The 24,954-nt window shown below is 66.3% G+C and carries 26 protein-coding genes; 17 read left to right on the top strand and 9 right to left on the bottom strand.

What is annotated here, in order from left to right:
• Positions 1 to 2: 2 nt before the first annotated feature.
• Complete coding sequence (locus tag AAFM92_06655; GenBank protein ID MEL7300046.1) at positions 3 to 260, bottom strand: hypothetical protein; 258 nt, start codon at positions 258 to 260, stop codon at positions 3 to 5.
• 19 nt (positions 261 to 279) lie between these two features.
• On the bottom strand, positions 280 to 1,380 hold the full coding sequence (locus AAFM92_06660) for a dimethylsulfoniopropionate demethylase (GenBank protein MEL7300047.1): 1,101 nt from the start codon (positions 1,378 to 1,380) through the stop codon (positions 280 to 282).
• A gap of 376 nt (positions 1,381 to 1,756) precedes the next feature.
• Here AAFM92_06660 and AAFM92_06665 point away from each other — a divergent pair, with 376 nt between their 5' ends.
• From AAFM92_06665 to AAFM92_06685, 5 genes are all read left to right on the top strand, one after another.
• Complete coding sequence (locus AAFM92_06665; protein ID MEL7300048.1) at positions 1,757 to 2,803, top strand: extracellular solute-binding protein; 1,047 nt, start codon at positions 1,757 to 1,759, stop codon at positions 2,801 to 2,803.
• A gap of 186 nt (positions 2,804 to 2,989) precedes the next feature.
• The gene (locus tag AAFM92_06670; GenBank protein MEL7300049.1) at positions 2,990 to 3,343 is read left to right on the top strand and encodes a DUF4345 family protein; all 354 of its coding nucleotides are present in this window, start codon (positions 2,990 to 2,992) and stop codon (positions 3,341 to 3,343) included.
• Positions 3,344 to 3,819: 476 nt separating this feature from the next.
• Positions 3,820 to 4,230, top strand: a complete 411-nt coding sequence (locus AAFM92_06675) for a VOC family protein (GenBank protein MEL7300050.1) — start codon at positions 3,820 to 3,822, stop codon at positions 4,228 to 4,230.
• Between the two features lie 36 nt (positions 4,231 to 4,266).
• Positions 4,267 to 5,514: a chromate efflux transporter gene (gene chrA, locus AAFM92_06680; protein MEL7300051.1), complete on the top strand. Its 1,248-nt coding sequence runs from the start codon at positions 4,267 to 4,269 to the stop codon at positions 5,512 to 5,514.
• Between the two features lie 59 nt (positions 5,515 to 5,573).
• On the top strand, positions 5,574 to 6,068 hold the full coding sequence (locus tag AAFM92_06685; protein MEL7300052.1) for a ClpXP protease specificity-enhancing factor SspB: 495 nt from the start codon (positions 5,574 to 5,576) through the stop codon (positions 6,066 to 6,068).
• Here AAFM92_06685 and AAFM92_06690 read toward each other — a convergent pair.
• Entirely contained in the window at positions 6,065 to 6,979 is a 915-nt protein-coding gene (locus tag AAFM92_06690; protein MEL7300053.1) for a hypothetical protein, read from the bottom strand. The genes AAFM92_06685 and AAFM92_06690 overlap by 4 nt on opposite strands.
• A gap of 118 nt (positions 6,980 to 7,097) precedes the next feature.
• On the opposite strand from AAFM92_06690, the gene fumC reads away from it, so the two are divergent.
• The 3 genes from fumC (at position 7,098) to AAFM92_06705 (ending at position 9,050) form a co-directional block, all read left to right on the top strand.
• A complete protein-coding gene (gene fumC, locus AAFM92_06695) occupies positions 7,098 to 8,486 on the top strand; it encodes a class II fumarate hydratase (protein MEL7300054.1) in 1,389 nt (462 codons plus the stop codon).
• Positions 8,483 to 8,668, top strand: coding sequence for a DUF4169 family protein (locus tag AAFM92_06700; GenBank protein ID MEL7300055.1), 186 nt, complete (start codon positions 8,483 to 8,485; stop codon positions 8,666 to 8,668). Before fumC ends, AAFM92_06700 begins: the two co-directional genes overlap by 4 nt.
• A gap of 157 nt (positions 8,669 to 8,825) precedes the next feature.
• Positions 8,826 to 9,050: a ribbon-helix-helix domain-containing protein gene (locus AAFM92_06705; protein ID MEL7300056.1), complete on the top strand. Its 225-nt coding sequence runs from the start codon at positions 8,826 to 8,828 to the stop codon at positions 9,048 to 9,050.
• Here the strand turns inward: AAFM92_06705 and AAFM92_06710 are convergent.
• The 3 genes from AAFM92_06710 to AAFM92_06720 form a co-directional block, all read right to left on the bottom strand.
• Positions 9,042 to 10,388 (bottom strand): cytochrome P450, encoded by a 1,347-nt coding sequence (locus AAFM92_06710; GenBank protein MEL7300057.1) that lies wholly within the window; start codon positions 10,386 to 10,388, stop codon positions 9,042 to 9,044. The two genes, AAFM92_06705 and AAFM92_06710, sit on opposite strands and share 9 nt — an antisense overlap.
• Positions 10,385 to 11,581, bottom strand: a complete 1,197-nt coding sequence (locus AAFM92_06715; GenBank protein ID MEL7300058.1) for a hypothetical protein — start codon at positions 11,579 to 11,581, stop codon at positions 10,385 to 10,387. Before AAFM92_06715 ends, AAFM92_06710 begins: the two co-directional genes overlap by 4 nt.
• Positions 11,582 to 11,644: 63 nt before the next feature.
• Positions 11,645 to 12,397: a cytochrome c biogenesis protein CcdA gene (locus AAFM92_06720; protein MEL7300059.1), complete on the bottom strand. Its 753-nt coding sequence runs from the start codon at positions 12,395 to 12,397 to the stop codon at positions 11,645 to 11,647.
• 104 nt (positions 12,398 to 12,501) lie between these two features.
• On the opposite strand from AAFM92_06720, the gene AAFM92_06725 reads away from it, so the two are divergent.
• Entirely contained in the window at positions 12,502 to 12,729 is a 228-nt protein-coding gene (locus AAFM92_06725; protein ID MEL7300060.1) for a sulfurtransferase TusA family protein, read from the top strand.
• On the opposite strand, the gene bmt is transcribed toward AAFM92_06725, so the two are convergent.
• Both bmt and AAFM92_06735 read right to left on the bottom strand, forming a co-directional pair.
• Positions 12,716 to 13,747, bottom strand: coding sequence for a betaine--homocysteine S-methyltransferase (gene bmt / locus AAFM92_06730; GenBank protein ID MEL7300061.1), 1,032 nt, complete (start codon positions 13,745 to 13,747; stop codon positions 12,716 to 12,718). The genes AAFM92_06725 and bmt overlap by 14 nt on opposite strands.
• Positions 13,748 to 13,852: 105 nt before the next feature.
• Positions 13,853 to 14,167 (bottom strand): DUF1476 domain-containing protein, encoded by a 315-nt coding sequence (locus AAFM92_06735; protein MEL7300062.1) that lies wholly within the window; start codon positions 14,165 to 14,167, stop codon positions 13,853 to 13,855.
• Between the two features lie 151 nt (positions 14,168 to 14,318).
• On the opposite strand from AAFM92_06735, the gene purC reads away from it, so the two are divergent.
• The 7 genes from purC to AAFM92_06770 all read left to right on the top strand — a co-directional run bounded on the left by purC (position 14,319) and on the right by AAFM92_06770 (position 22,886).
• Positions 14,319 to 15,080 (top strand): phosphoribosylaminoimidazolesuccinocarboxamide synthase, encoded by a 762-nt coding sequence (purC, locus tag AAFM92_06740; GenBank protein MEL7300063.1) that lies wholly within the window; start codon positions 14,319 to 14,321, stop codon positions 15,078 to 15,080.
• Between the two features lie 70 nt (positions 15,081 to 15,150).
• The gene (purS, locus tag AAFM92_06745) at positions 15,151 to 15,384 is read left to right on the top strand and encodes a phosphoribosylformylglycinamidine synthase subunit PurS (GenBank protein MEL7300064.1); all 234 of its coding nucleotides are present in this window, start codon (positions 15,151 to 15,153) and stop codon (positions 15,382 to 15,384) included.
• A complete protein-coding gene (purQ, locus tag AAFM92_06750) occupies positions 15,381 to 16,049 on the top strand; it encodes a phosphoribosylformylglycinamidine synthase subunit PurQ (protein MEL7300065.1) in 669 nt (222 codons plus the stop codon). Before purS ends, purQ begins: the two co-directional genes overlap by 4 nt.
• Positions 16,050 to 16,058: 9 nt before the next feature.
• Entirely contained in the window at positions 16,059 to 17,825 is a 1,767-nt protein-coding gene (locus AAFM92_06755; GenBank protein MEL7300066.1) for an ATP-binding protein, read from the top strand.
• A gap of 1 nt (position 17,826) precedes the next feature.
• The gene (locus AAFM92_06760; protein MEL7300067.1) at positions 17,827 to 19,161 is read left to right on the top strand and encodes a sigma-54 dependent transcriptional regulator; all 1,335 of its coding nucleotides are present in this window, start codon (positions 17,827 to 17,829) and stop codon (positions 19,159 to 19,161) included.
• Positions 19,154 to 19,822 carry an HAD family phosphatase gene (locus AAFM92_06765; protein MEL7300068.1) on the top strand — a complete coding sequence of 223 codons (669 nt, stop codon included), beginning with the start codon at positions 19,154 to 19,156 and terminating at the stop codon, positions 19,820 to 19,822. Before AAFM92_06760 ends, AAFM92_06765 begins: the two co-directional genes overlap by 8 nt.
• Before the next feature lie 436 nt (positions 19,823 to 20,258).
• Positions 20,259 to 22,886, top strand: a complete 2,628-nt coding sequence (locus AAFM92_06770) for an Rne/Rng family ribonuclease (GenBank protein MEL7300069.1) — start codon at positions 20,259 to 20,261, stop codon at positions 22,884 to 22,886.
• A gap of 52 nt (positions 22,887 to 22,938) precedes the next feature.
• Here AAFM92_06770 and AAFM92_06775 read toward each other — a convergent pair whose 3' ends face one another.
• Entirely contained in the window at positions 22,939 to 24,021 is a 1,083-nt protein-coding gene (locus AAFM92_06775; GenBank protein MEL7300070.1) for a PA0069 family radical SAM protein, read from the bottom strand.
• 173 nt (positions 24,022 to 24,194) lie between these two features.
• Between AAFM92_06775 and AAFM92_06780 the strand changes: the two genes are divergently transcribed.
• Positions 24,195 to 24,899 (top strand): B12-binding domain-containing protein, encoded by a 705-nt coding sequence (locus tag AAFM92_06780; GenBank protein ID MEL7300071.1) that lies wholly within the window; start codon positions 24,195 to 24,197, stop codon positions 24,897 to 24,899.
• The last annotated feature ends 55 nt before the right edge of the window (positions 24,900 to 24,954 follow it).

The following is a 24,954-nucleotide window of genomic DNA, read 5'->3' on the forward strand; positions in this document are numbered from 1 at the left end:
CCTCAGCCGGCCTTGCAGCCGCGCTCCGCCGGAGGCGCGTCTCCCCGGCCATAGGCCACGTCACCGCAGCGCGCGCAACGGTATTCCTTGAGCATCCGCGTCTCCTCGGGGTTCACCCGCTCGAACGCGCAGGGCGCGGCCTTCCGGCGCCGCGCCAGCACGCCGCCGCCGACGCCGCCCGACGCCATGCCCGCGCCGCCCCGCCGGTTCATGAAGAAGATCACCACCGCCAGGATGGCGATGCCCACGAGCACTGCCATGCCGCGCTCCCCTCTTGCCTCAGGCCCAGAAGCGCTCCTGCACCTTAGCCTTGAATGTGCCGTCCTGCGTCTGGACTTCAAGCTTGGTGCCCGGGTCCCAATGCGTCATGCGCACCATGCCGATGGCGACATTGGTCTGGTGGTCGGGCGAGAAGGCCGAGCTCGTCACCTGTCCGACCTTCGTCCCGCCCGCCGTCAGCGCCCAGGCCCTGTCGCAGAGCGGCAGCTCGCCCGTAATCGAGATCGGGCGGATCTGCTTGATCGGCCCCTCCTTGGCCACGCGCAAGAGCGCGTCGCGCCCCACGCAGCCGATGGCCGTCTGCGTCGAGCAGAAGCGACCGAGGCCCGCCTCGTGGGGCGTGTTCTCGATGGTCATGTCATTGCCGTAGCTCAGGAGCCCGCCCTCGATGCGCTCGATCGCATTGGGGCAGCCCGCGCGCACCTCGAGATCCGCGCCCGCCGCCATGAGCGCATTCCAGAGCGGCATGCCGTTCTCTGTGCCGTCCACGTATATCTCGAAGCCCCCCTGCTTGGAGTAGCCCGAACGCGCCACGACCATCTCGACGCCTTCGAAATCGAAGAGTCCGTAGCGGAAGAAGCGGATATCGCGCACGCCCTCCCCAAAAACCCGCGCCATGAGCGTTTCCGCCTTGGGCCCCTGAACCGCCAGCGGCGAGACATCGGGCTCCCACACGACGACGTCGAGCCGAAAGCCATAGGCAATGCCCTTGATCCAGAGCAGGAGGTCACTGTCGGCGATCGACACCCAGTAGCGATCCTCCGACAGCTTCACCGCCACGGGGTCGTTGAGCATGCCGCCGGTCTCGTCCACCATGGGCACGTAGTAGCACTGGCCCGGCAGCATCGGCCGCAGGTCCCGCGGCGTGAGCATCTGCATCAGGCGGCCCGCATCGGGCCCGCGCAGCTCCACCTGCCGCTCCACGGCCACGTCCCAGACCTGCACGTGGCGCTTGAGGTGGTGGTAGTCGGCCTCCGGGCTCTCGAAATATGTGGGCAGCAGCATCCGGTTGTAGACGGTGTAGCCTTTGACCCCAGCGGCCTCGACCCCATCGGAAAAAGGCGTACGGCGCACCCGGCGCGACGGTGAAATCACGGACATCCCAACCTCCCAATTGGCCGCCTCTCCCACGGCGCCGCTCCGCGGGGCTACAGCACCGACCGGCAGGTGCAAACCCAAACCCGTCACCGTTTGTCTGGAAGCGACATCTCGTCACCGGACCGCGCGGGATTGATGTGCCCGGGTCCGTGTTCTTGGGTCGGTGGGCGGGCGCCTTTCGAGCACGCCGCACGGCGCGCGCAGAAACAGAGCCACCCAACGACCACCCTCGCCCCTGCCTGCGCCTGCGTCCCCGATGATGCCCCGATAGGCACCCGGCCGAATTCTGCGCCGCGAGGGCGCCCCGCGCGCGGCATCTGCTTGCACCAGCGCGGGCGCGCGCATAGCGTCACGCGAATTGTCAACGGGAGAGACACCAATGAAAGTTGCAAAATACCTCGGCTCCGCGGCGCTCGTGGGCCTTGCTTCCACCGCCTTCGCCGAAGACCCGGAACTTCTCGTTCTGGATTGGTCGGGATTCGAGGAAGAGGGCTTCTACGGCGCCTATATCGAAGAGCACGGCGTGGCCCCGAGCTTCTCCTTCTTCGGCGAAGAGGAAGAGGCGTTTCAAAAGCTGCGCTCCGGCTTTCGCGCCGACGTCTCCCACCCCTGCCCCCATTCGGTGCAGAAATGGCGCGACGCGGGCCTCATCGAGCCCTGGGACCTTAGCCAGATCCCCTCCTACGAGCTCATCGACGAGGCCTTCCGCTCGAACCCGGTCTTCGCAGATGAAACGGGCGTCTACTTCATCCCCGCCGATAGCGGCCGCACGGCCACGCTCTACAATGCCGACGAGGTCTCCGCAGAGGCCGTCTCCACGCTCCAGGTCTTCACGGACCCCGCCTATGCAGGGCGCGTCTCGCTGCCCGACAACGTCGATGACGTCTACGCCTTGGCCTACCTCGCCACCGGCGTGAGCGACTGGACGCAAGCCACCCAGGCCGATTTCGAGGCCGCCTCTGCCTGGCTCCGCGAAGCCCATGCCAATACCCGCGCCTACTGGGCCGACGGCGCCGAGCTCGCGCAGCTCATGAGCACCGGCGAGGTCCTCATCGCCTGGTCCTGGAACGAGACCTACGTGCAGCTCTCCGGCGAGGGCATGAATGTGGGCTTCGAGCGCGAGGCCGCCGAAGGCTCCTCCTCGTGGTTCTGCGGCTACGTGAACCTCGTCGACGGTCCGGGCTCAGAACAGAAAGCCCACGACTTCGTCGAGGCGTGGCTTCAGCCGCAGGTGACCGAGTACATCGTCAATGAATGGGGCTACGGCCACGCCAATGCCGAGAACATGATGAACATCTCCGAGGAGACGCTCGTCGAAGTAGGCCTTGGCACCGTGGAGGTGCCGATCCTGGCGCAGCAGCCCATGGACAACGCGCTGCGCGAAGCCCAGATCGCCGAGTTCGAGATGATCAAGGCGGGCTTCTAGAAAGTGCGCCCCAGGGCTCACCGGCCGCGCGGTTGGTGAGCCTCCCCCCAGCGACCCAACGCCGCCGGCTCCCGCACCGTTGACCGCGTAGGGTTTTACGGCCCATGCCGCGGCGGGATCCCCTTGTTTTGGTCCAACACACGCTCCGCCACGTTAAAGGGGAAAGACGCGGACGGAGCCCACCCCATGGACCTCATCAATATCCTCATCGCCCTGAGCTCCATCGGCTTCGGTGCCTTCGGCTGGCTCGCGCCGGGCTACACCATGAAGGTTGTCGACCTCTCCGACGGGGGCTCCTCCATGGGCACCTCCGAAGTCCGCGCCGCCTCGGGCGGTGTCTTCGTCATCACCGGGCTTGCCGCGATTTTGATAGGTTCTCCAGAGGCTTACCTCATGGCGGGCCTCGTCTGGGGCGGCGGGGCCACTGGCCGCGCGATCAGCCTTGCCATGGATGGCGTGACCTCCAAGAAGGTCTGGTTTTTTCTGATCGAAGCCGCCGTCGCGCTCGCCGCCATCGCCAACAACTGGAGCGCCTTCTAAGCGCCGGATCGTCTTAGAAAGACCGAGCAAAGCCATACTTCCGTTGCAACCCGCGCGGGCGTGAATATATTGAGACTGTCCGCAAGGACTATGGACATAAACGCGCTCGTAATAAGCGGATCGGACCCGGGGGCGGTACCCGGCGGCTCCACCAAAATCCCTTTCGTTTGGAGGGTTTAGGGGCCGAAATAGGATCGACGGACGTCTAAAGGGGTTAGCTTTGTCTCGGCTGTCTGCCACCGTTACCGGCGAAAACAGTACAATTGCAAACGACAATCGTGCTCCGGTTGCTCTGGCCGCGTAAGCGGTCCGGGTAGAACCGAACTTAAGCCCTAGCGCCTAGCCGCGTTAGGCGGGGTTCGCAGGCACCTGGCAACAGAAGCCTGCACTTTAACCCAAAAGTAACGTCTGCCGCGCCTTCCGCGCTTTTGTCCCGTTTTGTACAAGTCCCGGAGCCCCACGGGAGTGTTTTGTACATGCTCAAACCACACGCCATCCTCGAGACAGCACTCTACGTTGACGACCTCGACACCGCGCACGCGTTCTACGCGGGCGTGCTCGGTCTCGACGAGGTGCTGCACGTCCCCGGCCGCCACCGCTTCTATGGCTGCGGGCCGGGCATGCTGCTGCTTTTCATCGCCGAGGCCACGCGGGAGATGACGGGCCCCCTCCCTGTGCCGACCCACGGCGCGGACGGCCCCGGGCACCTGTGCCTTCGCGTGCCGCGGGCCGAGCTCGACACCTGGGTGGTGCGCCTCACGTCAGAAGGGATCGAGATCGAAGCGGATTTCGAATGGCCCACCGGCGCGCGCTCCATCTACTGCCGGGACCCGGCAGGCAATTCCATCGAGTTCGCGGAGCCCGCGCTCTGGAACCGGCCTGACTAGTCTTTTCCCTGTCACATGAACGGGATAGGGCGCGGTATGACCCCCAGCTACGACGCCCTTTTCCGCACCTTCGGCCGCATCGGTTGCCTGAGTTTCGGCGGCCCCGCCGCGCAGATCGCGCTGATGGAAGAGGAACTGGTCACGCGCCGCGGCTGGCTTGGCCATGATGCATTCTTGCGCGCGCTGTCCTTTTGCATGCTGCTGCCCGGCCCCGAGGCGATGCAGCTCGCCACCTATGCCGGTTGGCGCTTGCGCGGCATTTGGGGCGGCCTTCTGGCGGGGTCGCTCTTCGTGTTGCCCGGTGCGCTCGTCATCTTCGCACTGGCGGCGCTCTACATCAGCTACGGCGCGCAACCGCTGGTGCAGGAGACGTTTCTTGGCGTGCAGGCAACGGTGATCATCATCGTCGTCGCGGCCCTGAGAAAGCTCGCGGCGAAGGCGCTGAACGGGCGCCAAGGGATCGTGCTGGCCGCGTTGGCCTTCGTCGCCATCTTTGCGCTGGGGCTTCCCTTCCCGCTCATTATTCTCGTCGCGGGGGTCTTCGGATATGTCACGGCCTCGGCTGGGACGACACCTGCAAGCGAGGTCTCTGAGCGGCCCAACCGGCCCGTCCTTGCGACGCTCGCAGCGCTCTGGGGGCTGCCTGTTCTGGCCCTGTGGGGCCTTGGTGCCACGTTTCTTTTCACCATCGCGCTCTTCTTTTCGCAGCTTGCCGTCGTCACCTTCGGCGGGGCCTACGCGGTTCTGGCCTACATGACGCAGACTGTCGTGCAGGAGCAGGGCTGGATCGCGACCGAGGACATGATCGCAGCGCTCGGGCTGGCCGAGACGACACCCGGCCCGCTCATCCTCGTGACGCAATTCGTGGGTATTCTCGCTGGCCATGCCGTGGGCGGCTGGCCGCTGGCCATCGCCGCGGGGCTTCTGACGCTCTGGGTCACGTTCCTGCCCTGCTTTCTCTGGATCTTCGCCGGGGCGCCGTACATCGAGCAGCTCACCCATGCGCCGCGCATCGCCGCCGCCCTCCGCGCGGTCACGGCGGCGGTGGTGGGCGTCATCGCCAATCTCTCGCTCTGGTTCGCGCTCCATGTTTTCTTCAGCGACGTGAATGGCTTACCCTTCGCGATGGGAGAGCTTCCGGTGCCGGCCCTCGCGAGCTTCCAGCCCCTCGCGCTGCTCTATGCCGCCCTCGCCGCGCTCCTGATCCTCGGCGCGCGGCGGGGCATCCTGACGACCCTCCTTCTCGTCGCCGGGCTCGCCTGCGCGGTGGCGCTCGCAACATAGCTGCTTTCGCTCGGTCAAGAATCCGATATGGTCCAGGCATTATTCAGGACGGGGTCGCCATGACCGACAGCATTGAATACGGCGCCCTTATGCACAGCGCCATGCGGGGCCTGATCCAGGAAGTTCTGACCGATGTTGAGCGGCGCGGCAGCCTGCCGGGCGCGCACCATTTCTTTATCACCTTCGATACGATGCACCCGGACGTGGAAATCGCCGACTGGCTCTCGGACCGCTATCCCGGCGAGATGACGGTCGTCATGCAGCATTGGTATGCGGGCCTCGAGGTGACCGAGGACGGATTCTCCGTGACGCTGAATTTCGGAGACAGCCCGGAGCCGCTCTACATTCCGTTCGATGCGATCAAGACCTTCGTCGATCCCTCCGTCGAGTTCGGCCTGCGCTTCGAGAGCACCGATGGCGAAGAGGACCAGACGCCGGAGCCCCGCCTCGGCGCAGCCATCCCGCCCGGCGTTGCGGGCGATGAAGAGAGCGATGAGGGTGACGACGCGAGGAGCGGCGACGTCGTCAGCCTCGACAGCTTCCGGAAGTCCTAGGGCCCGAGCAGGACGCGCAGCAAGAAGCGCCCCTTGAGAAGCCAGGCGAGGCCAAACGCCAGGAATGCCAGAAGCTCTCCGTGGTAGACGGGGCGGACGACATCGCCAAATTCGGGGACGGCATAGGGCAGCGCGGCGATGAGACCGGCGAGCCACAAGCTGAGCGAGCGGGCAAGCATCGTCTCCGAGAAGACGATCATCAGAAAGCCCACCACCATGAGCGCGAGAAAGAGGTAGTAGAGCGTGTTGCGGATGCGCTTGCTGGGGAGCTTCCTGCCTTGGGCGTCCGTGTCTTCGTCCTTGACCCTTGGGAAGGCCACGCCCGCGAAATAGAGGAGCACGACAAAGAGCACCCCGGCCCCGGCGAAGTGCCAGCGCTGCGTGCCCTCCGTGCCGATGCGCAGTTCCACGCCCTCGAGCGCGCCGTCCTCCGCACGCAGCGCGGCGGGCGCGACGGCGTCCGGGAAGCGCTCTCCCTCCACGAGCTCGCCCGTCTCAAAGCCCGGGGGCACCTCGATGACGACGGCGGGCCGCAGATCCATGAGCGTGCCTGTGGCGCAGCCCAGCCCGTCCGTGGGCGAGAAGGCCAAGACGAGTGCACCGATCCCGCCGATGGTGGCGGCGTGCCCGTCCCACCTGTTCTCGCCGCGATAGGCGATCATGAACGCGCCTACGAAGGTGAGCGCCATGACAAAGAAGGTGCCGGCGAAGGGCTCCAGGAAGTAATGGCTGACGGATGAGCGCGGGCAGGCAGGCTCGAGCCAGCGGTCGAGCCCGGCCACGCCAAAGGCCAGGAACACCGCCAGAGCGCCGATGATGAAGGCGGTGACCCGCTCCTTGTCGTCGCTCTCCGACTTGGTGCGGTCCATGTATTGATCGTCGACGGCGTTCAGATCGTCCCAAAAGCTCATGGCGCGTATCCTCTCAACTATGACGGGAGCTTACCGCCATCTGCGCCTCCGGCCCAACGGTATTGCGCGCTTGCCTGCGCCCCATTAACCGAGGGGCAAGACGAAAGGACCGCATTCCATGACGACGACCCGCACCGAGACCGACAGCTTTGGCCCCCTCGAGGTCGATGCCACGCGCTACTGGGGCGCGCAGACGCAGCGCTCGCTGATGAACTTTCCCATCGGCTGGGAGAAGCAGCCGGTGGCCATCGTGCGCGCCCTCGGCGTCATCAAGGAAGCCTGCGCGCGGGCCAATACCGAAGCCGGCAAGCTCGACGGGATCGGCGAGGCGATGCAGCAGGCCGCCCGCGAGGTGGTGGACGGCAAGCTCGACGATCACTTTCCCCTCGTTGTCTGGCAGACGGGCTCGGGCACGCAGTCGAACATGAACGCGAACGAGGTCATCTCGAACCGCGCCATCGAGATCCTCGGCGGCGAGATCGGCTCGAAGAGCCCCGTTCACCCCAACGATCACTGCAACATGGGGCAGTCGTCGAACGACACCTTCCCCACCGCCATGCATATCGCCACGGCGATGACGGCGCGGGATGTGACGCTGCCCGGCTTGCGCTCGCTCCACGCCGCGCTCGCGGCGAAGGTCGCGGAGTTCGAGGGCATCATCAAGATCGGCCGCACCCATACGATGGATGCTACGCCGCTCACCCTCGCGCAGGAATTCTCCGGCTACGCGCACCAGGTGGCCAAGTCGATCGAGCGGGTGGAGGCGGCGCTGCCTGACATCTACGAGCTCGCGCAGGGCGGCACGGCCGTGGGCACGGGGCTCAATACGCCGGCGGGCTGGGGCGAGACGGTCGCCTCCCACATGGCAGATATCACGGGGCTTCCCTTCGTGACGGCGCCGAACAAGTTCGAGGCGCTCGCGGGCCATGACGCCATGGTAGCCATGTCCGGCGCGCTGAAGGCCGCGGCCTCCGCGCTCTTCAAGATCGCCAACGACATCCGTCTTCTGGGCTCCGGCCCCCGCTGTGGCCTCGGTGAACTCATGCTGCCGGAGAACGAGCCGGGATCGTCGATCATGCCGGGCAAGGTGAACCCGACGCAATGCGAGGCGCTCACGCAGGTCTGCGCGCATGTCATCGGCAACGATGCCGCCGTGGGCTTCGCAGGCTCCCAGGGCCATTTCGAGCTCAACGTCTACAAGCCCATGATGGCCTACAACGTGCTCCAATCCATGCAGCTTCTGGGCGACGCGGCGCAGGCCTTCACCGACAACTGCGTGGTGGGGATCAAGGCCAACGAGCAGCGCATCGCCAAGATCATGCAGGAAAGCCTGATGCTCGTGACCGCGCTCGCCCCCGAGATCGGCTATGACAACGCCACGACCGTCGCCAAGACCGCGCACAAGAACGGCACGACGCTCAAGGAAGAGGCCGTGGGCCTCGGCTTCGTGACGCCCGAGCGCTTCGAGGAGGTCGTGCGCCCCGAAAAGATGATCGGGCCCAAGTGACGGTCGTCAATTTCAACAAGGCGAAGAAGGCGCGCGCCAAGGCTCGGAAGCGACAGACCGCCGACGAGAACGCGGTGAAGTTCGGACGCACGAAGGCGCAGATAGACGCCGAGCGCGCCGAGAACACGCGGCAGATCGCCCGCCTCGATGGGGTCAAGCGAGAGGACCCGCCCAAGAGTTGAGCAGCCGAAGCTAGGAAGTCGCGCGCGGATGATTTACTCCTCGGCTCGTACGTATGTGTAACGAGGACCGCGAGATGAGTATCGCAGCATTGACCCGGGGCGACCCGAACAGCCGACAGGGCTCTCCGCGCGCGCCCCGCGCGAGGGCTTGAGCCAGATGCCCGGACGCCCCAAGAAACGGTCACTCACCCTGCGGGGTCACCGGACGAGCGTATCGCTGGAGGATGAATTCTGGGCCGAGTTCCGCGCCATCGCCGCCGATGAAGGAAAGCCCATCAACGTCCTCGCGGCCGAGATCGACGAGGAACGCGGTCTCGAGATGGGGCTGGCCTGCGCGATCCGGCTTTACGTGCTGCGGACGCTCAAGGCGCGCCTAGCCTGAGCGCGGCCGCGCCTTGAGCCAGATCCCGTCCTTCGCGCGAACGGTGAGATGCGCCACGGGTGCGGGCACCTCGTCGGTCGGCTCGAAACGGTAGGCGCGCACCGCCTGCGCGAGAAGGAGCGGTCCCTCGACCATGGCAAAGCCCGCCCCCGTGCAGACGCGCGGCCCGGCAGAAAAGGGGATGAACGCGTCCCGCTGGCAGGTCTTCCCGTTCTCGGTCGTCCAGCGCGCGGGGTCGAAGCCGTCCGGATTGTCCCAGAGCCGCTCATGGCGGTGGAGATGCCAGGGACTCAGCACGATCTGGCTGCCGCGTGGCACGGCCCGGTCGCGGAACCGGTGCGGGCAGGATGCCTCGCGGACCATCATGGGCACGGGCGGATAGAGCCGCAGCGCCTCGCGAAAGACATCGCGCGCGATGCGCAAATCCGAGACCTCCGCGAAATCGCCGGTCTTCAGCGCCTCTCGCGCCTCCACGGCCACGCGCTCCTGCCAGTCCGGATGCGTCGCCAGCAGATAGAGCGCCCATCCGAGGGCCGAGGCGGAGGTCTCGTGCCCGGCGAGAAAGAAGATCGCGACCTGATCGACCATCTCGGCGGTGGAGAAGCGCTCCCCCGTCTCCGGGTCCTCCGTCGTCATGATCTTCGTGGCGAGATCGTCCGGCGCCGTCCCGGCCTCGATTTCCGCCATGCGGCGCGCGCAGAGCGTGCCGATAAGCGCCCGGATTGCCTTGGCCGAGGCCCGCGTCCGCCGCCGGAAGAGCCGTGGCATCCAGCGCGGCAGCGGCACGAAGGCCGCGACATTCACCACGGGCTGCGTGCGTTGGTAGGCCCGGAATTCCTGAAAGACCCGGGCGGCGATCTCATCCTCGATGGGCAGGGAGAAAAGCGTGCGGAAGATGACATCGGCCGCCGCGAAGCTCGCCATCTCCTCCACCTCAAGCCTGCCCGGGGAGAGACGGGCGACCATGGCCTCTGAGGCCGCCCACATGGCCGGATAGGTCTCCCGCAGGCGTCCGCCCTCGAAGGCCGGGTCGATGATGCGGCGCTGCCGCTCCCATACCGCGCCGTTCGTCAGGAAGACGGAATTCCCGAGAAGCGGCCTGAGCCCCTCGCTCACCCGGGTCGATTTCGGGAAGTCACGCGGGCTCTCGCGCAGCACTCGGCGCACGAGCTCCGGCTGGTTGACGAGAAAGCTCCGGAAAAACGGCGTCCGAAATTCCGCCATCCACGCCCGGTAGAGCCGCGCGGGCTGCGCACTCAGGATATCCTCGCGAAAGAGCCGCACGTAGCGGCGGAGCGAGACATCCCCTTCGCGCGAGGCGGGCTTCGGTGGGATCATGCCGCCACGGAGGTGAACTTGGAGGCGGGCACGTCGATCCGGCTCTTAGAGGGTTTCCGATCTGCATAGCGCGCGCCCAGCGTGAGCGGGCCCGCGGTGATCTTGAAATAGTCGTAGTCCTTCGGCCGGTCGAAGGCACAGAGATATTGGAAATGCAGCCGGAAATAGCGCCGCTTCAACGCGGCCCAGCGCTCCGGGCTCAGGGTCTGCGTGAAGGCCGCCGAGAAGACGAGGGGCCATTTCTTGTCGGCCGGGGCAACGCCGCTCACGGCCACGGGATCGCAGAGCGCGAAGGCACAGCCATCCCCGGGCGCGGTGACATCCACCCAGGCCAGTTCATCGCGCGCGCTCAGATATTGCAGATCGGCGCGCAGCCGGTGCGCACCGGGCAGGAAGGAGACCATGGGGACGACCTGCCCCAGCGTGAGAAAGCCGAGCGCCGGGCCATTCGCGGGCACCCGGCCCTGCCGAATGAGATCGGCGAGGATCGACACGCCGAGATGCGCGCCAGAGGAATGGCCCACGACCAAGACCTCGTCGACATCGTCGGTCAGCGCGCGGGCGATCACATCGCCAAACTCCGACATCCTCTGCTCGAGCTGCGGCGGATTGGCCCCGCCATGCTGCGCCGAGTAGGCGTAGTCATGCATGAGATAGTAGGCGAAGATCTTGTTGTCCTTCCGGCGAAACCAGACGAGTACCGCCGGGATCACGCCGATGGCCAGGGTGCTCAGCCAAGGATGGATGAGGCCGAGGATCCGGCCCGCCAGAAGCGCGAGGAGACAGGCGGCGAGGAGCTGCACGAGCAGCATCACGATGGGATAGAGCGCCGCGATCACCGGCCCCTTGCGGAGCCACATGAGCCGGCGCAACGCGCCCGAGGCGATATAGACCCAGGCCGTCCGCACGAGCTGCAGGTAGGTCCCCGCGATCCCCGTCTCCATGGAGCCGCGCACGATGTCTGACCAGACGAGCACGTCGATATCGGCGGCGGTCCGGCCGCCCTCGATGGCGCCCTCCACGTGCCAGCCATAGGCGCCGTCGCCTTTCTTGGGCGCAAGCGAGATTTCGTAGCCGCTGATCCGCGCCTGCTCGGCCCCTTCCTTGCGATAGAGCTCGCGGTAGCGGCGCGGATGGATCGGGTCATAGCCCGGGATGTAGAACACCCGGCGACGTGAAACCTGACGCGTCATCTCCTGACCCTCCTCGGCGCGGAGCGTAGCGTCAGAAAACGGCAAAAGTAAGTAGATCCGGCCCTAGCCGATGGCGCCGAGCGCCGGGAATTGCTCGAGAAGCCACCAGGAGAAATCGGTGAACTGGCCGGTGACCATCATGAGGCCCACTGTCCAGAGGAGGAGCCCCATGGTCCGCTCGATACGCGCCATGTGCCGCTTCATCCACGCCATCACGCCCGTCATCGACGGAAAGAATGCCGCCACGAGGATGAACGGCACGCCGAGGCCCAGAGCGTAGACGCCGAGGAGGACCGTGCCCCGCGTGGCATCGGCTTCGGTCGCCGCAAGCGACAGGATCGCGCCGAGGATCGGACCGAGGCACGGGGTCCAGCCGAAGGCGAAGGCCAACCCGAGGATGTAGGCTCCGAAGGCGGAGCCGCCCCGGTCGCCCGCGTCCATGCGCATTTCCTTGTCGAGAAAGCCGATGCGGATCACCCCGAGGAAATGCGCGCCGAAGATCATGACAACGACGCCTGCGCCAACGACAAACCAGTCCTGCCCCTGCAGGAAGAACCGCCCCAGCGCCGAGGCCGTGAAGCCGAGGAGCAGGAAGACCGTCGACAGGCCCAGCACGAAGAAAGCCGCCGCCAGAAGTGCCTTGCGCCGCGCGTCCCGCGTCTCGGACATATCGCCCACGGAAACGCCGGACATATAGGCGATGTAGGGCGGCACGATGGGGAGCACGCAGGGGCTGGCAAACGAAATCAGCCCGCCGAAAAGCGCGATGGCGAGCGCAGGCAAAAGGGCCGCGTCGAGGAGATCGAAGCCGAACATGCCCCTGACATAGAGTTGCGCGGCCCCCAATGTCACGGGGGTGCGTCGATACGGGGTCTCACATGTCTGTGGACCTTTGTAACAGCGCCCCCTACCTCCGCGGCATGGATTTCGATGCAGACCTCGACGCGATCGGCCTGATTTGCCCCCTGCCCGTGCTGAAGGCGCGGAAGCGTCTGGAGCCGCTGTCCTCCGGGCAAGTGCTGCGCGTGCAGGCCGATGATCCGGCGGCGCTCGTGGATGTGCCTCACTTTTGCACGGAGGCGGGGCACGAGCTTCTGGCGCAGTCCGAAGACGGCGCGGTGCTGACCTTCTACGTCAGGAAAGGGTAGCGCTGCGGCGGCGCCCACGGCGGACACGCTCGGGGCGCTTGCCGGCTTCGGTGCCGTCGCTCGCGCTCGAAAAGCCGCCGAGCGCCGCCGTGATCTGCTCCAGCGCGGGCTCCGGGCCCTTGGGGCGGCTCTCAAGCGCTGCGCGCATCAGGCGCAGATGCTCAGGCGTCGTGCCACAGCACCCGCCGATGATCGTCGCCCCTGCGTCCCGCGCGAGAGCGGCGTAATCCGCCATGAGCTCCGGCGTTCCGTCATAGTGGATATGGCCATCGTGGTATTTCGGGATGCCCGCATTGCCCTTCGCGATGATCGGCCGCTTGGCGTCCTTCCGAAAGCCGAGCACGGTGCGCAGCAGGTCCGAGGCTCCCACGCCGCAATTGGCACCGAAAGCGATGGGCGGGTTGGGGAGGCGCTCCACGAGGCGCGCGAGCTCGGGCGCGGTCAGGCCCATCATCGTGCGGCCGGCGGTGTCGAAACTCATCGTGCCGCACCACGCCATCCCGGCCCGGGCAAAGCCTTCTGCGGCAGCCTTGAATTCCTCCGCCGCCGAGATCGTCTCGAGCCAGAGCACATCCGCCCCGCCCTCCTTCAGGCCTTCCGCCTGTTCGTGGAACATCTCGGCAGCCAGCTCGTGCGTGAGGCTGCCCATGGGGGCCATGATCTCTCCGGTGGGGCCCACGGAGCCTGCCACGATCACAGGCCGCCCGGCCCGGTCGGCCACCTCCCGCGCGATCTCCGCCGAGATGCGCGAGAGCTCCCGGGCGCGGTGGGCTGCGCCGTGCAGCTTCAGGCGGGACGCGTTGCCGCCGAAGCTGTTGGTCAGGAAAAGGTCGGAGCCGCCATGCACGGCGCCCTGGTAGAGCGCGGTGATCTTCGCGGGCTCGGTCTCGTTCCAGAGCTCGGGCGCGTCGCCGCTCTCGAGCCCCATGTTGAAGAGGTTCGTACCCGTGGCGCCGTCCGCCAGGACCCAGCCCTGCGCCGCGATGAGATCGGTGAGTTTGCGCGAACCGGGCGTCATGGAGCCTCCGACATAAAAAAGGGCCCGCGGATGCGAGCCCCTCCCCTCTGCCCTGACCGTGCAGTCAAAGCAAATTCATAACCGTCATGTAAATTATGAGCTGGCCTACAGTTCCGCCACGAGCTGTGCCTTCGCTTCCACGAGAAGCTCGGCCATCTTGGCGCGGATCACCGTCTCCTCGGCCTTCTCGCCCAGATCACCGGAGACCTTGCGATAGACGTCCTCGTCCCCGGCCTCCTCGAAGTCGGACTTCACCACTTCCATGGCGTAGGCCTGTGCCTCGTCGCCGGATTTCCCCATGAGCTCTGCAGCCCAAAGCCCCAGGAGCTTGTTGCGCCGCGCCTCGGCCTTGAATTGCATCTGCGCGTCGTGGGCGAACTTGTTTTCGAATGCATCGGCGCGCTCGTCAAAGCTGGACATCGGCCGGACCTCCTCGTGATTGCCTTTCTGCCACATATCAAGGCTCGAGAGCGCTTTGCCAAGACCTTGACGGCCCTTGCCGCAACCCAGCCCATGACATATGAGCCCCTGAAGCGCCGCACCGGGCGCTGATTACCCGTTGGAGTGGCCCATGGCACGTCGGAAGAAGATCTACGAAGGCAAGGCCAAGATCCTCTACGAAGGCCCCGAACCGGGCACCATCGTCCAGTACTTCAAGGACGATGCCACCGCCTTCAATGCCGAGAAATCAGCAGTGATCGAGGGCAAGGGCGTGCTCAACAACCGGCTCAGCGAGTATTTCATGACCGGGCTCAACAGCGTGGGCGTGCCCACGCATTTCCTGAAGCGCCTGAACATGCGCGAGCAGATGGTGCGCGCCGCAGAGATCATCCCGCTCGAAGTGATTGTCCGCAATTATGCGGCCGGCAGTCTCTCCAAGCGGCTCGGGCTCGAGGAAGGCAGCGCCCTGCCCCGCCCGATCATCGAATTCTGCCTCAAGGACGATGCGCTGGGCGATCCGCTCGTGGCCGAGGAGCACATCATTGCCTTCGGCTGGGCCTCCCAGCAGGACCTCGACGACATGGTCGCGCTCGCGCTCCGCGTCAACGACTTCATGTCCGGCGTCATGTACGGCGTGGGCATCCGCCTCGCGGACTTCAAGATCGAGATCGGCCGGGTCTGGGAAGGTGATTTCCAGCGCCTCATCGTGGCCGACGAGATCAGCCCCGACAGCTGCCGCCTCTGGGACATGGAAACCGGCGAAAAGCTCGACAAGGACGTCTTCCGACGCGATCTCGGCTCGCTCACGGACGCCTATACCGAGGTCGCCAAGCGGCTCGGCGTCTTGCCGGCCAACGCGATGCCGATGACCAAGCCCACGCTTGTGAACTGAGCCTTCCGAGGACCTTCAGGGAGCCTTCCAAGGGCCTTCCGGGGCCCGCGACGATCAAAAAGGGGACGCCATGCGCGCCGTTGTAACCGTTTCACTGAAGACCGGGGTGCTCGATCCGCAGGGCGAGGCGATCAAGTCCGCTCTGGGCTCCATGGGGTTCGCCGGGGTGGAAGGCGTGCGCCAGGGCAAGGTGATCGAGCTCGATCTCGCCGAGGGGACCACCGAAGCAGAGGTCACCGAGATGTGCGAGAAGCTTCTCGCCAACACGGTCATCGAAAGCTACCGCGTCGAGATCGCGCCTTGAAAGCGGCGGTCCTCGTTTTCCCCGGATCGAACTGCGACCGCGACATGGCCGTGGCCCTGCGTGCCGCGGGCGCAGATGTCACCATGGTCTGGCACAAGGAGAGCGCGCTGCCCGGCGGGCTCGATCTCGTGGCTGTGCCGGGCGGGTTTTCCTTTGGCGATTACCTGCGCTGCGGCGCGATCGCGGCCCAGTCTCCCATTTGCCGCGAGCTCCGCGCCCACGTGGATCGGGGCGGCTATGCGCTCGGCGTGTGCAACGGGTTCCAGGTCCTGACGGAAACGCGCATCCTGCCCGGCGCCCTCGTGCAGAACGCAACCACGAAGTTCATCTGCAAGACGGTGACGCTCCGGGTGGAAACCGCCGAGAGCGCCTTCACCTCCGCCTATGGCGCGGGCGCGGAGATCGACATCCCTGTGGCGCACCACGAGGGCAATTACCGGATCGACGAGGCCGGCCTCGCCGCGCTCAAGACGGAGGCTCGCGTGGCGTTTCGCTACGCCGCGACGCCCAACGGTGCCATCGACGATATCGCGGGCGTTCTCAGCGAGAACCGGCGGGTCCTCGGCATGATGCCCCATCCGGAACGCGCCGCCGACCCGGCCGTCGGCCTCACGGACGGTGCCGCGCTCTTTAAATCACTGGCAGAGGCGCTCGTGGCGGCGTAGCTTTGCGCCATGGCCGAAGAGCTATCGCATAGGCGTCAACGCGACTGGAACATGCGCATCGCGCTCGGCGTGCTCGTGCTGCTTGCCGCGGCGGTCATTTATGTCACCAACATCCTGCTGACCGAGCGATTCACGGAGAGCACCCGCCAGCGGGCCCAGCTGCGCCTCGCCCTTTACTCCGGCAACCTGACAAGCGAGGTCCAGCGCGCGCAGATCGTGCCGCAATTCCTGGCGCGCGACCCCGCGCTCATCGGCGCACTCAACTCAGGCGACTTCCAGCAGACCTCCCAGCGGCTCCTGAGCTTCGCCGAGGAGACCAATCTCCGAGGGATCCTCCTTTTGGATAGCGAGGGCCGCGTCGTGGCCGCCTCCGACCGCGGGCGCCTCGGCGAGGATTTGAGTGCTTATCCCTTCTTCACCGAGGGCCTGCAAGCCGAGGACACGGTCTTCACGGGCAACGCCCCGGAGGGAGAGCCCATAGACTTCACCTATTCTCGGCGCATCTCCATCGGTCCCGAGGCGCTCGGCGTGATCGTGGTGGAAATGGACCTGCGGAAGTTCGAGCGCTCCTGGGCCGCCATCGCCGACGCCGTGCTCGTCACCAACGACGAAGGCACGATCATCCTGACGACGGACAACAGCTGGCGCGGGCTCACGGAGACTGAGGCGCTCGAGGTGCGCGACGTGCCCACCTCCATCGAACGGGCGCTGCGCGCCACCTCCGATTGGACCGCGCTCCCGATCGACGCCTATATCCGCGGCCGCGCGGTCATGCGGCAGGAAATCCGGGTGCCGTTCCAGGGATGGAGCATGACGAGCTTCACGACCTACGCGAGCGTGCGGCAGCGGGTGAACACGGTGCTCGCCCTCGAGATCATGGGATTCGCGATCCTCCTCGCGGCGGCGTTCTATTTCTTGAACCGGCGCACGACGGTCCGGCTGCGCTTCTTCCAGCGCGATGCGGCAGAACTCCGCCAGTTGAACCAGCGGCTGCAGCGGGAAATCGCCGAGCGCCAGAAGGCGGAGAAGAGCCTCGAAGTGGCCGAACAAACCCTCGCCCAGAGCTCAAAACTCGCGGCCATGGGGGAGATGTCGGCGAGCGTCAGCCACGAACTGAACCAGCCGCTCGCGGCCATGAAGACCTACCTCGCCGGAGCCAAGCTCCTCCTCCAGCGAAAGCGCCCCGAGGAGGCGCTGAGTTCGTTCCAGCGGATCGACGATCTCATTACGCGCATGGGCGCGATCACGCGGCAGCTCAAGTCCTACGCGCGGAAGGGCTCCGAAGCCTTTGAGCCCATTGAAATAAAGGCTTCCGTGAGCGCCGCGCTCGAGATGATGGAGCCGCAATTGCGCCGTCAGAACGTGCGCGTGACGAAAACCGTGCCCACCGAGGCGGTCTACCTTCTGGGCGATCGCATCCGTCTCGAGCAGGTCATCATCAACCTCATCCGCAACGCCCTCGACGCCATGAAAGGCACCTCCGAGCCCGCCCTCGATATCCTGCTCGCCGCAGGGGAGGACGTGGTGCTCACCGTGCGCGACAACGGCTCGGGCATCGAGGACCTCGAGGCCCTTTTCGAGCCCTTCTACACCACCAAGGCCGCGGGCGACGGCGTGGGGCTGGGGCTTGCGATCTCGTCATCCATCGTCAACGACTTGGGCGGGCGGCTCACTGCCCGGAACGCAGAGTCCGGCGGCGCCGTCTTCATGCTCACGCTCCCCCTCCTTCGCGAGGACGCCGTGAGCGCGAGGCAGAGCACGGAGGCCGCGGAATAGGATGGCTCAAGCGATGAAGATCGCCATCGTCGACGACGAACAAGACATGCGACAGTCGATCAGCCAGTGGCTGGCGCTCAGCGGATTTGACACCGAGACCTACGCCACGGCGGAGGATGCGCTCCGCAAGCTCGGCCCCGACTACCCCGGCGTCGTGGTCAGCGATATCCGCATGCCGGGCATGGACGGCATGCAGTTCCTCAAGCGCCTCATGGGCGTGGACAGCGCGCTGCCGGTGATCATGATCACTGGCCACGGGGATGTGCCCATGGCGGTGGAAGCCATGCGCGTGGGGGCGTTCGATTTCCTCGAGAAGCCATTCAACCCCGACCGGATGACCGAACTCGCCAAGCGCGCCACCCAGAGGCGCCGCATGACGCTCGACAGCCGCGCGCTCCGCAAGGAGCTTTCAGATGGCGGCGCGCTCATGAAGAAGCTCATCGGCGCGAGCCCGGTCATGGAGCGGCTCAAGGAGGACATCCTCGATCTCGGCCAGGCCGACGGGCATGTCCTCATCGACGGCGAGACCGGCACCGGCAAGACGCTTGTGGCCCATGCGCTTCACGCCGTGGGCAGCCGGGCCTCCAAGAAGTTCATCCTCGTATCCTGCGCCGCGCAGGACGAGGAGACAGTGGCCAAGATGCTCTTTGGCCCGGCTGACGACGCGGGCGCGCAGCCGCTCATGGAGGCGGCCCGGGGCGGGACACTCGTGCTGGAGGATATCGAGGCGCTGAGCCCCGCGCTGCAGACCCGCCTCCTCGCCGCGATCGACGCGCAAGGGACGCCCGCGGAGACCCGCATCATCGCCATCTCGAACCTGCAGGAGCAGGGTAAGAGCTGCGAGGACGTGCTGCGCGCGGATCTCTTTTACCGTCTCGCCGCGCTGCGGATCACCGTGCCCCCCCTGCGCCAGCGGGGCGAAGATATCCTCATGCTCTTCACCCGCCTCTCCGACGATTTCGCGGAGGAATACGGATGCGACGCGCCAGAGGTCACCGCGCAGGAGGCCGCGCAGCTCCTGCAGGCGCCATGGCCCGGCAATGTGCGCCAGCTCATCAACGTGGCCGAGCGCGCCGTCCTGCAAAACCGCCGCGGCTCCGGCACCATCGCGTCGCTCCTGATGACGGATGCCGAGCAGGAGCGCCCGGTGATGACGACCGAGGGCAAGCCGCTCAAGGAATATGTCGAAGCCTTCGAGCGCATGCTCATCGACAACACCATGCGCCGCCACAAGGGCTCCATTGCCTCGGTGATGGACGAGCTATGTCTGCCGAGACGGACACTGAACGAGAAGATGGCCAAGTACGGCCTTCAGAGATCGGATTATCTTGGCTGACATCAAAGGCGTGCTGTTCGACATGGACGGCCTCCTCCTCGACACAGAGCGCCTCGGGCAGGACGCCTTCGTGGACGCGACCGCGCCCATGGGCATCCCCGAGGCCAAGGCGCGGCACGCGTTTCTTTTCATGATCGGCGGCAATGCGGAAGCCAACCACGCCGCGCTGGCCCGCGAATTGCCGGAGGCCGACCCGCAGGTCGTGCGCCGCGACTGGGTCGACGCGTTCGAGGCGCGTGTGGCCAAGGGCGTGCCCCTCAGGCCCACGGCCTGGGACACGGTGAGCGCGCTTCACGCGCGCTTCCCCCTCGTCGTTGTGACCTCCTCCATTCGCCGGCACGCGGAGCACAACCTTGCGGCCACGGGGCTCGGCCAGTTCTTCCAGAGTGTCGTGACGGCCGAAGACGTCACCGCGATGAAGCCCGACCCGGAGCCCTACCGGACGGGCGCCGCGCGCCTCGGGCTGGATCCACGGGACTGCGGCGCGTTCGAGGACAGTGACGTGGGCATCACCGCGGCCATGGGCGCGGGTTGCCAGGCCGTGCAGATCCCAGACCTTCGTCCGCCCGACCGCCCCCTGCCCGCCCTCGGGCAGCGCACGGCGCGCACGCTCGCAGAGGGTGCGGCCCTTCTCGGCCTGCTGCCGGTCCGCGCGGCCTAGGCCGCGGCGCGCGCGGGCCGGAAATAAGATTGCCATTGGACGACCGGTACCGATATGCTGGTCCGAGGGGTGCGTGCATCGCGCCTCTCTAGGGATTTTCCGGCGACGCAGGTCACGGCCAACGGGCCGGACGCGACACCGGTCACAAGACGACCCTGCCCCAGGCGGGGGTCGAGACCTCCGGGGCCACGCGCCCCGGTCATGAATGGGCGCCGCCATCCCCAAGGCGGCGTCGGAGACGAAACGCGATGGTTCGCGCCGAACCAAACACCGCCAACAGGCGGACCCAGCTTGCAGCACCCCCCGGCCCGAGGGCCTCGGGGCGCCAAGCGGCATGTACCATCGCTCCCACCAGACATTCCCGCGGCCACCAGGCCCCACCCCTCGACACGAGAGCTTCGGGTCCCCCCGGCGCGCGCGGATGCAGTAAGGCACTATGGGAAAGAAAATGCTCATCGATGCCACCCACGCGGAAGAGACCCGCGTCGTGGTGGTCGACGGAAACAAGGTCGACGAGTTCGACTTCGAAAGCCAGAACAAGCGCCAGCTAGCCGGTAACATCTACCTCGCCAAAGTGACCCGCGTGGAGCCCTCGCTCCAGGCGGCCTTTGTCGATTACGGCGGCAACCGCCACGGCTTCCTCGCCTTCTCGGAAATCCACCCGGATTACTACCAGATCCCGGTCGCCGATCGGGAGGCGCTCCTCGCCGAAGAGCGCGCCTATGCCGAGGCGCAGCGCAAGAAGGATGAAGAGGCCGAAGAGCCGAAGCGCCGGACCCGCTCGCGGCGCAAGCCGAAAGCCTCGGAGGCCGCCGACGAGGACGCCGTCACCACGGCCGAGACCGAAAGCGGCGATATCTCCGGTATGGAGACGATCGACGTCGAGGATGAAGAAGGCTCCTCGCCCATGGAGCTCGTGGGAGAGACACCGGTCGATACGCCCGCCAGCGACGACGAAGACGAGGATGGTGGCGCCGCTGACGACGCGGATGAAACGTCCGACGAGAGCGACGATGCGGAGGCCGCGGACGCCTCCGAAAAAGACGACAGCATCGAAAGCGTGGCTCAGGAGGACGATGCCGAAGAGGTGCGTCCGGTGCGCAAGCCCCGCCCGCGCCGCTACAAGATCCAGGAAGTCGTGAAGGTCCGCCAGATCCTGCTGGTGCAGGTCGTCAAGGAAGAGCGCGGCAACAAGGGCGCGGCGCTCACCACGTACCTCTCGCTCGCTGGCCGCTACTGCGTGCTCATGCCCAACACCGCCCGTGGCGGCGGCATCAGCCGCAAGATCACCAACGCCGCCGACCGCAAGAAGCTCAAGGAGATCGCCACTTCCATCGAGGTCCCCGATGGCGCGGGCCTCATCGTCCGCACCGCGGGCGCAAAGCGCACGAAGACGGAGATCAAGCGGGACTACGAGTACCTGCAGCGCCTCTGGGAGCAGATCCGGGAGCTCACGCTGCAATCGACGGCACCGGCCAAGATCTACGAGGAAGGCGACCTCATCAAGCGCTCCATCCGGGATCTCTACGGCAAGGAGATCGACGAGGTCATCGTGGAGGGCGAAGCCGGCTACCGCACGGCCAAGGACTTCATGAAGATGATCATGCCGTCCCACGCCAAGAACGTGAAACACTACCATGACGGGCTGCCGCTCTTCGCGCGCCACCAAGTGGAAAGCTATCTCGACGGGATGTTCAACCCGACGGTGCAGCTCCGCTCCGGCGGCTACATCGTCATCGGGATCACGGAGGCGCTCGTCGCGATCGACGTGAACTCCGGCAAGGCCACCAAGGAAGGCTCCATCGAGGACACGGCCCTCAAGACCAACATGGAGGCCGCCGAGGAGGTCGCGCGTCAGCTCCGGCTCCGCGATCTCGCGGGCCTCATCGTCATCGACTTCATCGACATGGAAGACCGCCGCAACAACGCGAAGGTCGAGAAGGTCATGAAGGACAAGCTCAAGACCGACCGCGCGCGCATCCAGGTGGGCCGCATCTCGGGCTTCGGCCTCATGGAAATGAGCCGCCAGCGCCTGCGCCCGGGGATGCTCGAGGCCTCCACGCAGCCCTGTCCGCATTGCCACGGCACGGGCCTCATCCGCTCGGACGACAGCATGGGTCTCACTATCCTGCGCCAGCTGGAGGAAGAGGGCACGCGGCGCCGGACGAAGGAAGTGCTCGTGCGGGCGCCTGTGAAGATCGCCAACTTCCTGATCAACCAGAAGCGTGAATACGTGGCCCAGATCGAGGCTCGGCACGGGATGTCAGTGCGTATCGAGGCCGACCCGCACATGGTCAGCCCCGACTACGCGGTGGAGAAGTTCAAGACGGCGACCCGCGCGGTGGCGGAGGCCCCGGTCATCACGGGCGACGCGTCGTTGATGGAAGACTGGGACGAAGAAGAGGCCACTGCCGAGGTGGAAGCGCCCACCCCCGAAGAGGGCGAGCAGCCGCCGAAGAAGAAGCGCCGCCGCCGGCGGCGGCGTCGCGGCGGCAGCGGCTCCAGCCAGAACGGTGATGAGCAGCAGCAGTCCGAAACGACCGAGGACGCGGCAGCGCAGCAAGCGGAGGATGCACCCGCGCCCGACGCCCCGGCGGAGCCCGCAGAAGCCGAGCCCGTGGCGGCAGAGGCGCCAGCAGAGGCAAAGGCAGACGCCGAGGCCGACGCGACGGCAGAGGCCACCGCGACGGAAGACGCGCCGAAAAAGCGGACGCGGCGCTCCAGCACGCGGAAGCCACGCACCACCAAGAAGGCGGATGCCGAAGCCAAGGCCGAGCCCGCAAAGGACGCAGCCCCCGAAGCCGAGGCGCCGTCGGAGGCCGCTAGCGAGGCCCAGCCTGAAGAAGAGGCGAAGAAGCCCGCGGCAAAGCCCAGGCGGACGCGCAAGAAGGCAGCGCCAAAGCCCGCGCCCGAGCCCGCGCTCGAGGAGACGGAGGCTGCACCGGAGGCCAAGGCCGAGACCGTCGCAGCCGAGGCCGCGGTGCCGGCCGATGCCACGGCCAGCGCGGAGGCGCCTTCCGAGGACAAGCCCAAGCGCAAGGGCTGGTGGTCGCTCGGCCGCTGACACGGAACGCGCCATGGCGACACGCATGTCGCATGTCGCCGTGGCGCGCCCCTCAGAACAGGCTGAGCTGATCTCCCGGACGCTCGGGGACACGGAAGAGATCCGTGCGCAGGGGCGGCATCTCTTCCGCGAGGCCGAGACGCTTGATCGCGAGCTTGTATCTCTGCGCGAGCATCTGGGCATAAAGCCCCTCCCCGCGCAGACGCTTGTGCCACTGGGCATCGTAATCCTTGCCGCCATGGGCCTCGCGCACGCGCGCCATGACCTTGGCCGCCTTGTTCGGGACCTCGCGCGCGAGCCAGTCGCGAAAGAGCCCCGCCACCTCGTAGGGCAGCCGGAGCATCACCCAGCTCGCAGCACGCGCCCCGGCCTCGCGCCCCGCCTCGAGGATGCCCTCGAGCTCGTGGTCGGTGAGCCCCGGGATCATGGGCGAGGCGCAGACGCGCACCGGCACGCCCGCGGCAGAGAGCCGCTCGATTGTCTTGAGCCGGCGCGCCGGGCCCGGCACCCGCGGCTCCATCTGGCGCGCGAGCCTGGCGTCAAGCGTCGTCACCGAGACGCCCACGCTCACGAGGCCTTCGCCCGCGAGCTTTTCGAGGAGGTCGATGTCGCGCTCGATGATCGCGCCCTTGGTCGTGATCATCACCGGGTGGCGAAACTCCCACAGCACCTCGAGACAGCGGCGCATGACCCCCTCCCGCAGCTCCGCGGGCTGGTAGGGATCGGTGTTCGTGCCGATGGCAATCGTCGCGGGCCGGTAGCGCGGCGCGGAGAGCTCTTTTGCTAGCAGATCCGGCGCGGCGGGTTTCACGCTCAGCTTCGTCTCGAAATCGAGACCCGGCGAGAGGTCGAGGAAGGCATGGCTCGGCCGGGCAAAGCAGTAGATGCAGCCGTGCTCGCACCCGCGATAGGGATTGATGGAGCGGTCGAAGCGGACATCGGGCGAGGTATTGCGCGTGATGATCTTCCGCGCCGCCTCGCGCCGCATCTCCGTGCGGAGTACAGGCCCCTCCTCGAACCCCCAGCCATCATCGGCGGCATGGGCCTCCTGCGACTGGAAACGGCCGGCCGGGTTGCTCCCTGCCCCGCGGCCCACGGCGCGGCCCAAACGATCCTGAGAACGGCGAGTCTGCATCCCGAAAGGATAGAACATTATAGGAACATGCAAAAGCGCTCATGTTGATATGGCGCTTTTGGGCGCGTCGCGCAGCGCCCCGTGCTTGTCGCTATTGTGTCAGAAGACAATATGACCGGAGATCATACAGGATCAAAGACTTGCTGTGATGCCATTGGGAAGGTGCGCGTGCCATGTCGGATGAAGAAGACGATATCATCCTCGCCGAGCTCGACGATAAAGAGCTTGTCGCGCAGATGTTCGATGACCTCTACGACGGTCTCAAGGAAGAGATCGAGGAGGGCGTCAATATCCTCCTCGAACGCGGCTGGGCGCCCTACCGGATCCTGACGGAGGCGCTCGTGGGCGGCATGACGATCGTCGGCAATGACTTCCGCGATGGTATCCTCTTCGTGCCCGAGGTGCTGCTCGCGGCCAATGCCATGAAGGGCGGCATGGCCATCCTGAAGCCGCTTCTCGCGGAGACCGGCGCGCCCCGCGTGGGCAAGATGGTGATCGGCACCGTGAAGGGCGACATCCACGACATCGGCAAAAACCTCGTCTCCATGATGATGGAGGGCGCGGGCTTCGAGGTGGTGGATCTCGGCATCAACAACGCGGTCGAAAAGTACATGGACGCGCTGAAGGAAGAAGAGCCCGATATCCTCGGCATGTCGGCGCTCCTGACGACGACGATGCCCTACATGAAGGTCGTGATCGACACGATGGTCGAGACCGGCGTGCGCGATGATTACATCGTGCTCGTGGGTGGTGCGCCCCTCAACGAGGAATTCGGCAAGGCCATCGGGGCGGACGCCTATTGCCGCGATGCTGCCGTGGCGGTGGAGACGGCCAAGGAATTCGTCGCGCGCAAGCACAACCAGATGGCGGCGAGCTGAGCGCCACGGACTTGGCAAAGGCCCGATGCTCGTCTTAGCCTTCACGCATTTCATT

It is taken from the genome of Pseudomonadota bacterium (genome assembly GCA_038533575.1).
Classification (GTDB): domain Bacteria; phylum Pseudomonadota; class Alphaproteobacteria; order Rhodobacterales; family Rhodobacteraceae; genus Shimia_B.